At 29.7% G+C, this 13,344-nt stretch carries 17 protein-coding genes; 5 read left to right on the top strand and 12 right to left on the bottom strand.

The window, feature by feature from the left end; genetic code table 11:
• Both EDD60_RS07870 and EDD60_RS07865 read right to left on the bottom strand, forming a co-directional pair.
• Nucleotides 1-813 (bottom strand): MurR/RpiR family transcriptional regulator, encoded by an 813-nt coding sequence (locus EDD60_RS07870; protein ID WP_066445798.1) that lies wholly within the window; start codon nt 811-813, stop codon nt 1-3.
• Entirely contained in the window at nt 810-1,571 is a 762-nt protein-coding gene (locus tag EDD60_RS07865; protein WP_066445800.1) for a metallophosphoesterase, read from the bottom strand. Before EDD60_RS07865 ends, EDD60_RS07870 begins: the two co-directional genes overlap by 4 nt.
• A 124-nt stretch (nt 1,572-1,695) precedes the next feature.
• Here EDD60_RS07865 and EDD60_RS07860 point away from each other — a divergent pair, with 124 nt between their 5' ends.
• Entirely contained in the window at nt 1,696-2,328 is a 633-nt protein-coding gene (locus tag EDD60_RS07860; RefSeq protein WP_066445802.1) for a PTS sugar transporter subunit IIB, read from the top strand.
• 7 nt (nt 2,329-2,335) lie between these two features.
• On the opposite strand, the gene hflX is transcribed toward EDD60_RS07860, so the two are convergent.
• Nucleotides 2,336-3,562 (bottom strand): GTPase HflX, encoded by a 1,227-nt coding sequence (gene hflX, locus EDD60_RS07855; protein WP_066445805.1) that lies wholly within the window; start codon nt 3,560-3,562, stop codon nt 2,336-2,338.
• Nucleotides 3,563-3,594: 32 nt separating this feature from the next.
• Here hflX and EDD60_RS07850 point away from each other — a divergent pair, with 32 nt between their 5' ends.
• From EDD60_RS07850 to EDD60_RS07835, 4 genes are all read left to right on the top strand, one after another.
• On the top strand, nt 3,595-4,512 hold the full coding sequence (locus tag EDD60_RS07850) for a hypothetical protein (protein WP_066445807.1): 918 nt from the start codon (nt 3,595-3,597) through the stop codon (nt 4,510-4,512).
• 48 nt (nt 4,513-4,560) lie between these two features.
• Nucleotides 4,561-4,965: a Fur family transcriptional regulator gene (locus EDD60_RS07845; protein ID WP_066445809.1), complete on the top strand. Its 405-nt coding sequence runs from the start codon at nt 4,561-4,563 to the stop codon at nt 4,963-4,965.
• Between the two features lie 17 nt (nt 4,966-4,982).
• Nucleotides 4,983-5,570 carry a rubrerythrin gene (gene rbr, locus EDD60_RS07840; RefSeq protein ID WP_066445812.1) on the top strand — a complete coding sequence of 196 codons (588 nt, stop codon included), beginning with the start codon at nt 4,983-4,985 and terminating at the stop codon, nt 5,568-5,570.
• Between the two features lie 120 nt (nt 5,571-5,690).
• Complete coding sequence (locus tag EDD60_RS07835; protein ID WP_066445815.1) at nt 5,691-6,287, top strand: HAD family hydrolase; 597 nt, start codon at nt 5,691-5,693, stop codon at nt 6,285-6,287.
• A gap of 11 nt (nt 6,288-6,298) precedes the next feature.
• Here the strand turns inward: EDD60_RS07835 and EDD60_RS07830 are convergent, their stop codons facing one another.
• The 9 genes from EDD60_RS07830 to EDD60_RS07790 form a co-directional block, all read right to left on the bottom strand.
• Nucleotides 6,299-7,126 (bottom strand): Cof-type HAD-IIB family hydrolase, encoded by an 828-nt coding sequence (locus EDD60_RS07830; RefSeq protein WP_066445823.1) that lies wholly within the window; start codon nt 7,124-7,126, stop codon nt 6,299-6,301.
• A gap of 101 nt (nt 7,127-7,227) precedes the next feature.
• Nucleotides 7,228-8,136, bottom strand: coding sequence for a PD-(D/E)XK nuclease family transposase (locus tag EDD60_RS07825; RefSeq protein WP_066445826.1), 909 nt, complete (start codon nt 8,134-8,136; stop codon nt 7,228-7,230).
• Nucleotides 8,137-8,259: 123 nt separating this feature from the next.
• Nucleotides 8,260-9,153 carry a DMT family transporter gene (locus EDD60_RS07820; protein WP_066445998.1) on the bottom strand — a complete coding sequence of 298 codons (894 nt, stop codon included), beginning with the start codon at nt 9,151-9,153 and terminating at the stop codon, nt 8,260-8,262.
• Between the two features lie 5 nt (nt 9,154-9,158).
• Nucleotides 9,159-9,650 carry a pyridoxamine 5'-phosphate oxidase family protein gene (locus EDD60_RS07815; RefSeq protein ID WP_066445828.1) on the bottom strand — a complete coding sequence of 164 codons (492 nt, stop codon included), beginning with the start codon at nt 9,648-9,650 and terminating at the stop codon, nt 9,159-9,161.
• A gap of 60 nt (nt 9,651-9,710) precedes the next feature.
• Nucleotides 9,711-10,676, bottom strand: a complete 966-nt coding sequence (locus tag EDD60_RS07810) for an SIS domain-containing protein (protein WP_066445834.1) — start codon at nt 10,674-10,676, stop codon at nt 9,711-9,713.
• Nucleotides 10,677-10,751: 75 nt separating this feature from the next.
• A complete protein-coding gene (locus EDD60_RS07805; RefSeq protein WP_066445835.1) occupies nt 10,752-11,591 on the bottom strand; it encodes a PTS system mannose/fructose/sorbose family transporter subunit IID in 840 nt (279 codons plus the stop codon).
• A gap of 13 nt (nt 11,592-11,604) precedes the next feature.
• Nucleotides 11,605-12,402, bottom strand: coding sequence for a PTS sugar transporter subunit IIC (locus tag EDD60_RS07800; RefSeq protein WP_066445841.1), 798 nt, complete (start codon nt 12,400-12,402; stop codon nt 11,605-11,607).
• A gap of 17 nt (nt 12,403-12,419) precedes the next feature.
• Complete coding sequence (locus tag EDD60_RS07795) at nt 12,420-12,890, bottom strand: PTS sugar transporter subunit IIB (protein WP_066445844.1); 471 nt, start codon at nt 12,888-12,890, stop codon at nt 12,420-12,422.
• 21 nt (nt 12,891-12,911) lie between these two features.
• Complete coding sequence (locus EDD60_RS07790; RefSeq protein WP_066445847.1) at nt 12,912-13,337, bottom strand: PTS sugar transporter subunit IIA; 426 nt, start codon at nt 13,335-13,337, stop codon at nt 12,912-12,914.
• Between the last annotated feature and the right edge of the window lie 7 nt (nt 13,338-13,344).

Genomic DNA, 13,344 nt, shown 5'->3' with positions numbered 1-13,344 from the left:
CTACTTTTTTGTTCCATATTTTAAATGATATAAAGCTTCCAAGACTTCAAATATGTAAGTAATTGAAAACTTACCAATCAATGAATGATGATTATTTCCAACCTTTAAAATCATATCCACTTTATCACTATATGCAAATTCTTCTAACTGTGTAATCACAATAACATAAGCACCTGTCTTTGTCAGTTCTCGCATTGCATCAGGATGATCTTGAAAAAATCCTCCTGCAATTGATGAAACAATAATCAAATCATCTTTCCCTAAAGATTTAAAGATTTCTTTTTGTTGTTCTAGTGGATACATTGCCACACAATCTTTTCCTAAATAAGATAACTCTATTTGCAATTGCATTGAAACTGATTGAGTAAAGAAATTGCCAGCAAAACAAATATGTTTTGAAGCATATATTTTATCCACAATCTTGATTAAATCTTCATAACAAATATTATCATAAGTATCTTGTAAATTATGAATAACATTTTGAAAATGATCTTTAAAGACTTCTTTTCCTTCATTAATTGTTTCTTTAGCTGGTAATTGATGATCAAACAATAATCTTTTGATATCTTGATTAAAGAAATTCAAATTCATTGTGACATCATTTTTAAAATCCGCAAAAGACTCATAATTTAATTTACGACACAAACGTGAAATAGTTGCAGTGGAAACATAACACATATCAGCGACTTCAGTAATCGTACTATGTGGTATCAAATAAATATTTTGTAATATCTGCTTTGCTGCACCCCAATAGACATCATGCACATTTGTCATATTAATAAAATTAATTAAATTATAAAATGCACTTCTCACTTGGGTTGACCCTCCTCATACTTAATAACTGTCACTTCACCATTTGTCAAACATAAACAATTTAATTGACCTTTATTTCCAACTGCCAATCCCCCATCAATAGCTATCTTATTATGATAATCAGGATCATACCAAATATCAAAAGAATGATCATCATTAATAAAACAACAAGGAGTATGACCGAAGATATAAGTATAATCAGGATTTGCTTCATTTAAATAGAAATATTCTCTTATCCATGCTAAAATTTCTTCACTATTTTCTTCCAAAGGAACCTCTGGATCAACTCCCGCATGAACCAATACATAATGTTTATCATTTAAATCTAATTCAATATAGCTTGGTAAAGAATCAATAAAACTAATCAATTCTTTAATAAACATCTGTTTTAAATCAAAATATTCCTCATAAGGAATATAATCCTTTTGCAAATATTCTCTAATACTATTCACTGTCTTTAATGCTCCATTTTGCTTCCATAAACGATAAGGATTCGATCTTTCTGAATCTAAATCATTATATTTCAAAGCAGCCTGCATAGATTGTCGCATCATTATTTCATGATTTCCTTTAATCATATGAATATTATCCATTGCTTGTACAAAATAATAAATATCAATACTATTTGGTCCACGATCCATAATATCCCCTAAAATATACAATTCATCATTATCACTAAAGTTTATCTTTTGCAGCAATAACTGCAATAATACAAACTGTCCATGAAGATCAGATATAACAAATATTCTTTTTTCCATATATCATCACCCCTTTACATTCTACCATAATTATTTTTTTTAATAAACTAAAGCTCACTATTATTTTAAAAAAAGTAGACCCCTTACCAAAAATAGTTTATCATTAAATAAGAAGGTGATTTTTATGTTCGATGAGTTTTATTTATCAGTCTATCATGATTTCTTTTTTCAATGGATTTTATTAAATAAAGATAGCTATTTAAAAGATCAAGTTATTTGCGAAGTTCAACAACAAAATGATAAATTCCAATCCATTATATTTACCTTACCACAAGTAAAAGGTATTGTTACAATTTGGTATAATCATATTGTTGAAGAAGAAATATATCGTCAAGATGATCAAATGATGTTATTTTATTTACATTATACTATTACAAATCTTAATCAATGTCGTCATCTTTTTTTGGAATTCTATCAAACGCTTATTAAATACAGTTATCAAAGAATCTATAAAATCGCTTTATGTTGTACGGGTGGATTATCAACTTTTACTTTTGTTGAAGAAATGAAAAAAGTATGTGAACTTGAAAATGTTCCCTTCCAACTTGATTCTCTTTCTTTAGAACAATTATATGACCAATATCTTGATTATGATGCTTTGTATTTAGCCCCACAAATTGCTCATATGGAAGCCCAATTATTAATAGAAACAAAACATCAGGTTCCTCTATTTTGTATAGATCCTACTTTATTTGCTACAAAGGATTATATAGGTATTGTCAAATATATGAAAAAAACATTAAAAATGCTCTCTTGAGCATTTTTTAGTTAATTGATTTATAAATATAATCTTGATATTTATGAATTTGTTTACGATCTATATAGAAAGATAAATAGATTCCATCTTCTAAATATTCTTCTTTAATCATTTCATAAGCTTGTTTCACTTGACTATAAACTTCTCCTTTATCATAAGGAATATATAATTCAATTAATTCATAGTCTTTAAAGAGGAGCTCTATTATTTTATCTTCAAGTAAATCTAAATTTATTTTTTCTTTTACCGAAATAAAAACAGCTGGTTCTTTTGGTTGTAAAAAAGCATAACGATCTTGATCTACTTTATTATAAACAAATAACATTGGGGTATCTTTAACTCCTAATGCTTCTAAAACATTCAATGTTGTTTCAATTTGTAAATCACAATATGGAGAAGAAGAATCAATCACATGAACTAATAAATCAGCTTCTTTCACTTCCTCTAAAGTCGAACGAAAAGCTTGTACTAAATGATGTGGTAGTTGATTAATAAAACCAACTGTATCACTCATAATGATACGATGATGATTCTTAAGCTTTACCTGTCTTGATGCTGTTTGTAAAGAAGCAAACAACATATCTTCCTGAAAAACTTTTTTATCCGTAAAATAATTCAACAAAGATGACTTACCACTATTTGTATAACCAACAAGACAGACAACTTTTTCCTGGTTACGAATACGCAATTGTCTTTGTGTTTGTCTTTGTTTCACAATCGCTGCTAATTCACGTTTTGCTTGAATTAACTCACGATGAATGATTCGCCTATCAAGTTCAATTTGTTTTTCACCACTACCTCTAAAACCAGAACCTCCTTGTTGTGAATAGAGTTCTTCTTTCATTCCTGCTAGTCTTGGTAATAAGTATTGATTTTTAGCAATTTCTACTTGTAATTTTGCTTCTTTAGTTTGAGCACGTGATTCAAAGATACGTAAAATCAAGTCACTACGATCTGTTACTTCAACATCTAAAGCATCTGTCAAATTTTTCACCTGTAAAGGTGTTAATTCTTCGTTAAAAATGACAATATCATCCTCATCCAACATGTGTTTCAATTCTTCAACCTTACCTTTACCAATATAATATTTAGGTGAAATTAAAGAAAGTTTTTGAATCACAACATCTTTAACTTCTATATGGCAGGCTTCACTTAAATCTCTTAATTCATTCATAGATATATCCAGATCATAATACATATGATCATATTCTACACCAACAAGTATTGCTTTCACATTCTCACCTCTTTTCTATTATAGGAGTCACTATGAAAAAAGCCAACTATTATTTTACACTTTGCTTAGTTTTATTTACCACTATCTTTTCTTTTTTAAATATGTTTCAAATTGTTAAAGTCTCTACTAATGTTATTCAGATTGTTTTAACCAATCTTTTACCATCATTACTGCCCTTTATGATTTTAATTTCTTTATGTTTATCATTAGGTTTATTTGAAATATTTAGTTATCTTATTCAATTTATCTTTTCACCATTATTTCATTTAACACCACATATGTCATCATTATATTTTGTCTCATTTTTTTGCGGATATCCAACCAATGCTAAAATTATTAAAGAATCTTATGAACTAGGCTATATCAATATAAAACAACTTCAACATCTTTTATCTATCGCATCCTTTTCTTCTTTAAGCTTTATCTTTGTTTCTTTACACCTTCCTATCAATATTGCCTTTATGATATATATCAGTCATATTCTTCCTAGTATTTGTAAAGCCTTTTGGTATAAACAAGATTATCAATTGATGAATATTCGCGAAACAATATATCAACTAAAAAATCCGCATATGAATTTCGTTTCCGCTTTAAAACAAAGTATTACATCATCTTTAACTGCTTTTATTTTTATTTTAGGTTATATGTTAGTTTTTCAATTTGTTGGATATAGCTTAGAAACATTAATTCATAATCATTTTGTTTTAAGTATTATTCAAGGCTTTTTAGAATTTAGTTCTGGTTCTATTCAATTATTACAGTATCAACATTTTTTAGTTTATCCTTTTGTAAGTTTTTATCTGTCTTTCTCAGGTCTTTCTGTATTAATGCAGGTCGATAATATTCTTGAAGGAATCCCTTATTCTTTCGCTTGTTATTTTAAAGATCGTTTTATTCATGGAATTTTATCTTTTTTGTTATGTTGTGCTATACAATATTTGACATTTTAAAAAAATGTGATAAAATAATAGTAACCATTATTAATAAGGAGGGATGTTATGGCAGAACCAAAATTAAGATACTCTAAACAAAGAGAGACAATATATGATGTCTTAAAAGATGATGAAACTCATCCGAATGTAGATACAATTTACATGAATGTTAGAAAAGTCATCCCAGATATAAGCCTTGGAACAGTGTATAGAAATCTTAATTTACTTGCTGATCAAAAACGAATTCTTCGTTTGGATGTTGGTGATGGGGTTGTCCATTTTGACGCGAGAATCACACCTCATTATCATATGGTCTGTGATGAATGTGGAGCTATTCGAGACTTATTCTTGGATGAAGCACTTATTTCTCCTCTTATCGATAAGGTACAGGATATCTGTGACGACCAGATACGCTCGGCGGAAATTTTATTTCATGGGACATGTCGTCATTGTTTAAAAAAGAAATCATAGAAAGGAGGGCATATCAAATGCCTACATTAAAAGGAACTAAAACTGCTAACAACTTATTACACGCTTTCGCTGGAGAATCTCAAGCAAGAAATCGCTACACTTATTATTCTTCAATTGCTAAAAAAGAAGGATATGTACAAATCGCTAATATCTTTGAAGAAACTGCTAATCAAGAAAAAGAACATGCAAAAAGATTAATGAAATTATTAAACGCTGAATTAAAAGGTGAAGCTTTACATGTTGAAGGAGATTTCCCAATCATGTTAGGAACAACTGCTGAATGTTTAAAAGCTGCAGCTGCTGGAGAAAATGAAGAATGGACTGATATGTATCCAGAATTTGCTAAAATTGCTGATGAAGAAGGATTCCCTGAAATCGCTAATGTTTGCAGAAATATTGCTGTGGCAGAAAAAATGCATGAAGCAAGATATTTAAAATTATTAGAAAACTTAGAAAATGGAACTGTTTTTGAAAAAGCTGAAACAGTAACATGGAAATGTAATAACTGTGGATTTATCTATGAAGGAACAACTGCTCCTGAAAGATGTCCAGCTTGTGATCATCCTCAAGCACACTTTGAAGTTTTTACTTTCTTTAAAGGATAATATAAAATCGAGCTGTCTTAATTGACAGCTTTTTTCTTAACTTTAACATTAACTCTTTATTCATCAATATCAGCATGTTAGAATATACGTAATGCAATATATAAGAATGGAGTCAATGAAATGAAAAATATTATATTTGATATAGGTAATGTTTTACTTGATTTTCAACCTGAAAAATATTTAAGACAATATTTTAATGAATCTGTCATGGGAGATTTAATGACTATTATTTTTTCTAGTGATGAATGGATTGATCTTGATTTAGGTCATATTATGATTCAAGATGCGATTCAATCATTGACATTAAAACATCCTCATTATCATGATGAAATCACATTTGTTTTGAATAATTGGACACATATGATGGTTCCTCTACAAAAGAATGTTGATCTTGTTTATAAATTAAAAGATAAAGGTTATTCACTTTACCTTCTATCTAATTTTCATAGCGAAGCAATTTTAACAATGTATCAAAGATATGATTTCTTTAAACTCTTTGATGGTGCAGTTATTTCAGCAGATGAACATCTTGTTAAACCTGATGAGCGTATTTATCAAAAACTTCTGGAAAGATATACACTTTTACCAGAAGAATCGATTTTTATTGATGATATGTTAGCAAATATAAATGCAGCTAAAACATTAGGAATTAATGGTATTCATTTACCTTATGGCAATGATTTAAAAAGTGAACTTGAAAAATTGAAAATTATTTAAAAGGAGCAAATCTAATCTGCTCCTTTTATTAAATATTTTTCTATTGCTTCTTTGACACCATCATGATCACAATCTGCCACAACTTCATCTGCAATTGCCTTAATTTCTTCAATCGCATTATCCATTGCAACTGCAAGACCAGCAATTTCCATAATATCTTTATCATTATGGGAATCACCCACTACTATTGTTTGATTAATAGGAATTTGAAGTTCTTCACATAAATGGACAAGCCCTACACCTTTATGAACACCCTTAGGTGATAATTCTAACGAAGATACTTCTACACATGCTTTGGTCACATCTAAATCATTTAAAAATGTGATACTTTTTTCTCTTAATTGAGGCGATTGATGATAAAGATTTACTTTTTCAATTTCATATAAATGTGTTTGTAAAAATTCATCAACATTTTCAATCCCACTATTATTATGAACAAATGTTTCTTGATATTTTCCCATTTGGTATTTATCCATCTGATACATATGTTCTTTCGTCGCATACGAATAACCATTCATAAATATATGAATCATCATATCTTGTTTTAAGTAAGCCTGATGTATTTTATAAATATCTGATGGTTGAAATGTTTTTTGATAAAGTATTTTAGCTTCTTTTAAATCATAAACAACTGCTCCACTTTCTAAAATCAAGTAACGAACATCTTTTAAATCATCCAAATAAGGTCTCATTTCAGTTAAAGAACGTCCTGTTGAAATTGCAACAATTTTATGAAGATCCGATGCTTCCTTAATAGCTTCTTGACATCCCTTTGTAATTTTAAACTGTGAATTAAGTAAGGTCCCATCCATATCTAAAGCAATTAATTGATATACCATTATTGTTCCTCCTCATCAACTATTATTTTAATATGAATGATAGACTTTTCCAATATTTTTCCTAGTTAGAAAACATAAATCATATTCATATATACAAGACCTTACCCTATCATTCTCTTAATTTCTTCTAAAGTTCCATTATTCAGATAGACTTCTAAAATATCATCTATCCTTTGTTCAGTACATTCTGCTAGTTCTTTATCTAAATTCACTTTATATTTATTCAATAATAATCTTTGTAAAACATTCTTTTTTCCATTATATCTACCTTCTCTTTTTGCACGACTTAATTTTTGTCTATCATAAACTTCATCAACTAATTCTTTGTAATAGCCAAATCTTTCTGCCTCACTAGCAAGATACATTGCGTGAGCTTCCTTAATTTGTTGTAATTTCTTTGATGGTTTTGAATAACTATGTAATTCATTGTTATGCATAAGATACATAAATTGATCTAATTCACTTAGTTCCTTTGCCATATCTCTTTCCTCCTGTAAATATTTCGTATTGTAAATAATTGTTGTTAACTTGTCCTCTTTAATCACTTGCCTGTATTTCATATCCATGACTTCTAAATGTTGCTTATAATGATTTAATGTTTCTAAACCACCTGATGTATTAATAATAATTTGAATGACTTTTCCTACGCTTTGATATTCATCTCCCGCTGTATACTGTTCAGTCAATAAAAACATTCCATAAGCACGGAACCGATCATATTCTTCTTCATAGACCCCATTATTTTGTACTTCAATATTAATAATACAATCTTCACTTATTCGGCCAACAAAATCATTAATCGGGAATTTCCCTTTATATTTTTTTGTTGCTCTTTCAACATTTTGAATATCAACATATTCAAGAGTTGGATCATCAAGTAACAATTGACATAAATAAAGTCTTAAATCAGGATAGAATTTAAATAAATACTTCATAAAACGATCATCAGAAAATCGCATAATTTTAGCAAGCTCTTTTTGGATAAAGTTGTCCGATATAATAACCTCCATATATTTACCTCCTTACTATTTATATACGCATTATTTTTCGTTTTTTCTTTTTTTTGGACAACTTTTTTCAAAATTATTATATAACTAATTCATTTTATATGCAATAAGCAAATAAAGCATATCTTAACGATATGCTTTATGTTTATATCTTGTTTTCTCACTAGAAACATTTTTAAGGGAGGATGTTTGTACGAGTATAACAGATATTAAAATCATCAATCCACCTATCAGTAGATTCATATGAATTGTTTCTTTTAACAAAATCACAGAGAAAATAACTGCAAATAAACTTTCAGTTGATAAGATCACTGAACAACTGCTAGCACTCGCAACCTGTTGTGCTTTGGTTTGTAAAAAGAAACATAAAAACGTAGCAAAAACAACAATATAAATACATGATAAAATAGAATTAAGTGATATTGACGAAGGAACTTTTGAAAATAATAAAGTACAAGGAATGGACAAACAAGCACAAGTTCCTAGTTGTAATGCATTAATCACTTGACTATCCTCTAATACACAAGTATATTGTAAAGAAACTAAATGCGCAGCAAAAAAGATAGCACAACTAAAAGCTAGAAAATCACCTAATTCAAAAGACATCTTTGAAGTTGTTAAAACTCCAATACCAATCAAACATAAACAAGAACTCAATATTTGCCTTTTTGAAGGTTTCTTCTTAAACACCAAGTAACATAAATAAGGAACCATAACAACTCCTGAAGCAGATAAAAATGCATTATTAGAAACAGACGTTAAGGTTTGAGCATAAGTTTGCAATGCATAAGCAATAAACAACAAGACGCCATTCATCATTCCTTTTTTCACTGTTCGCATATGAATCTTTTTCACTTTTTTAATAATCAATAACCAAGCTAAAGCTGCCGACCCTACAAAACGAATGAACAAAATATCAAAGCAGGAAAATGAAACCAAGGCTTCATCCACAGCAATAAAGCCAAGCCCCCAAATCACAGCAACAATCAAACAATAGAAATAAGCTTTTCTTTCATTCATTATAGTCATTTTTCACAATTCTTTTTTAATTCAATGGCTTCTTTTCCACTGATATGTTCAATATCAACAATAATAATATTCGTTTGTTCAAATAATTTATTCATTTCATCCATTCTTCCTTTTTCATCACGAGGAGAATATTTAGCAGCTAAAACTTCAAATGCTTCTTTCTTTTCTTTTACATTTCTTGCTATATGAGCTTTACCAAAAACAATCACACTTCTAAAATAAGTTGTATATTTTTCTTCAACTACTTGATCTTGAGCGATGATACAAAACGAAACCTTTGGATTTTTTTCAATTGCATCTATTTTATGACCACTTGTTGCACAATGAAAAATCAAACGATTATGATCATATACAAAACTCAAAGGAACAGCATAGGGATAATTATCATCACCCATAACAGCCAAAGTTCCTGATGTAGCTTTATTTAAAATGGCAGCACATTCTAATAATGATAAAGCTTGTTTATAACGACGCATTTTCCTAAACATTATCTTCACCTCTCTTTATAAAGAATGAATCTGACAGCTTGCACTGTCAGATTATACATTTTAATATTTATATTTCCACATATATTTTCTTTTACTTAATGGATGATCTCTCATATCAGCTAATAATTTGTTGAATACTCCAAGCATTGCTGTATGGAAGTCATAATCAAAGTATTCACTAACTTCACCTAAGTCATTCATACCATATTTTTCAGCATCAATCACTGTGAAATGATGATTATATTGACTTAAGAAATTAATTGCTCTTTCATCTAATGGTTTAGTCTTACCTGTTGATTTCAACAATAAGAACGCTGTATCTGGATCAGTGATTTCAAATGGACCATGGAAGAATTCACCAGTGTGGATAACACTTGAGTTGATCCATTGCATTTCCATTAAGATACAAATTTGTTGTTGTTGAGCTGCAGACCATGCTGTACCACTACCCATTGTATAAATGATATTATCATCTTTATAGTTAATTGAGAATTTAATAGCTTCTGGAATAATTGCTTTTTCAGCAGCAGGAATTAATGTATTCATTTTTTCAATAGCTTCATTCATTAATTCATATTTTCCAGTACCTTCAACTTGATGTAATGTTTCAATAGCAATTTTTAAAATATATCCAGTTTTACTTTCTTCATATGGAGCTTCAGATAAATCTTTGAATAAAACAACATAATCAGAAACTTCAGTAATTCCATTTTCCCCTTCTTCGTGAGTCATACCAATAACAGTTGCTCCTAATTTTTTAGCAACACGTCCAGCTTCAACAGTTTCAGCAGTATTTCCTCCACGAGATGAAATGACAACAATTGAATTTTCCCCTACGCATGATGGTGTATCATGAACGAATTCATTTGATGAAGTATAACTTGTTGTTACATTTTTCCCTTCTCTCATAACATAGTAATAAGGTGCATAGAAACAAGCTAAAGATCCACCAACTCCTGTAAAACTAATGTTTTTAATTTCTTTTTTTGAAGTAATTTCTTCAATCATTTTTTTAACATCGAACATTTCTCTCTCCTCCTTTTTAACCCTTTCATGTTCAATAATCTATAAATAAACTTAATTCCCTAAGTTTATTCCTTTTTATGCTGCTGCTAAGATACCAAAGTAATTTAAGATAATACCAACAACAAAGCAAGCAATAACAATAACAATTGGATGAACACCTTTTTTAACTAAATAATACATTAATCCAGTTAAAGCTAAAGGTAACATTTTAGGCATAATACCATCTAAAATTTCTTGTACAACTAATGTTTTTCCATATGTTAAAGGTGTAGTTACATTAACCAAAGTAGCAGCCATACCACCAACAACCATTAACCCAGCAACACTACATCCATACATTAACTTATCCATTAAGTTACTTTCAGAAATTTGACGAATTAATTCTTGTCCTTTTGTATATCCTAACTTAGCTCCAAACCAAGTAATTGGGAAGCTGACTGCAAATGAGATTAACATAGCTAAGATTGGTCCTAAGATAGATCCTTGTTGTGCTAATGAAATACCAATACTCATTGCGATAATTCTAACAGTTCCTTGGAATAATGAATCTCCTACCCCAGATAAAGGGCCCATTAATGCAGTTTTTACTGATGTAATCATTTTTGGATCAAATGTATCTGGCTTTTCTGCATATTCTTCTTCCATTGCGGCAGTTAAACCTAATACGAATGCACCAAATTGTGGTGTAATATTGAAGAACTCTAATGAAGCTCTATATCTTTCTTTTTTCTTTTCATCTTCTTCTGGTTCTGGATAAAGACGATCTAATGTATTAGAAATCCCCCACATAAATGCAGTGTTCATTTGTCTTTCATAGTTCCAGTTAGTTTGCATACACCAACCACCCCAGAAAAATTCTCTTACTTTTTTATGTAATGGATAATTTCTTTGTGCTTCTAACCCTTTTTGTGACATTTTTCATTCCTCCTTAATCATCTAAGTCATCTTCAAGTTCATCATAGTCATCTGCTTGACCATTTGATGATAATTGAAGTGAACCATCACCATATTTAATTTGATAGAATAACACAGCCATGATGATTGAAATAATAGCAATTGCAGTTAAACTTAATCCTGAATAGGCTGCAATAGCAAATCCAAAGAAGAAGAAAATTGCATTTTTCTTATTAATCATAACAGATAATAACATTGCAAATCCGAAGAATGCTACTAAGTTAGCACCTAAAGTAATACCATCTAATACAAATTGAGGTACTGCATTAACAATTGCATTGATAACATCTGCTCCTAAATAAACAGCCATAAATACTGGTACAAATGTACATACAGCATATAACATTGGTCCCCAGAAAATATCTACAAGTTTAGCTTTCTTGTATTCACTCTTATCAACATAATTATCAATCATATGAGTCATACTGATACGAACAACACTTGCTGCTGTCTCAATAAGTGTGATTAATAATGTCATTGGTGTTGCAATAGCTAAAGCTGTTTCAATTTTAGCACCTGTTAAAATAACCAATGCACACCCTGCAATAGAACCCATGTTCATATCAAAACCAGAAGCTCCGATACTCATAAATCCTAAACTAACCATTTCCATTTGAGCTCCGACTAAAAGCCCAACTTTTACATCTCCTAAGAAAAGACCTACAAGCGTACATGTAATGAGCGGTCTTTCAAAGTTCAAACGTCCTAACATACGTGAATCAATTCTTGCAAAGACTGCAATCAGACCGACAATAATCGCCTTAAATAACATAATTTTTCCTCCTTAATCTAATCTGCGAATCTTAATTCCTCTCTCTTTGTTGTTGGTAATTGTTGCATAAAGATCTTTGTTCCTAAACTCATAATTTTTTTCGAATCAGCAACTTCTTCATCATTTAAATAAACAACTTCCCCATATGATTTAGATCCTTCTTTTTTAGCAATACCACCATAATTAATTTCTTTAAATTTTGGATATCCTTCAATAAATCTTGCAGCATCCCTCGTACATCCAAAAACAATAAAGATATTTTCATTTAAAGTTTCAACTTTTGCCATTTTTGATAAAGCCTTTTCCACTGTAAAAATATTCAATTTACATCCAGCAGGTTTAGACATATTTAATGCCATCTTTTGAAATTCATCAGTCGCTGCTTTATCATCAATAACAATAATTCTTGTTGCTGCCAAGAAATGTGTCCAAGTAAATGCAACCTGTCCATGAACCAATCTGTGGTCAACTCTTACTGCTTTAATCATATTTCTTCACCTCCGTCCTTCTTACAAATCATCTAAATCATCCATGCTATTAACAACACCATTGACATATTTAACACTAACTAAATCATCACTTACCTTTGATGTTAAGACTTGAGCATTAATACATCCAGGTGTTAATAGTAAATCAACTAAAAATGCTAAATTTGTATTTGTTACAAGATGAAATGGATATTGTCCTAAATATTTAACAAAACCATTATTAACACTTCCACCCATCATATCTGTGCAAACAACCAATTCATATTGATTAAAATCATGTTGATTCATAATAGATTGAATCGTTTGATCTAAATCAAAATCTGGTGTTGTATATCCACAAACTGTTTGAATATCAGCGACATCTCCTACAATAATCTTTAATGCACTCACTAGCCCTTTGGCTAGTTCTCCATGAGTTGCAATGACAACCTTTTTTTCTTTTTCCATATCTATT

Source organism: Longibaculum muris, assembly GCF_004343035.1.
GTDB classification, from domain to species: Bacteria; Bacillota_I; Bacilli_A; order Erysipelotrichales; family Coprobacillaceae; genus Longibaculum; species Longibaculum muris.
This window is presented reverse-complemented; position numbering and strand designations above follow the sequence as displayed.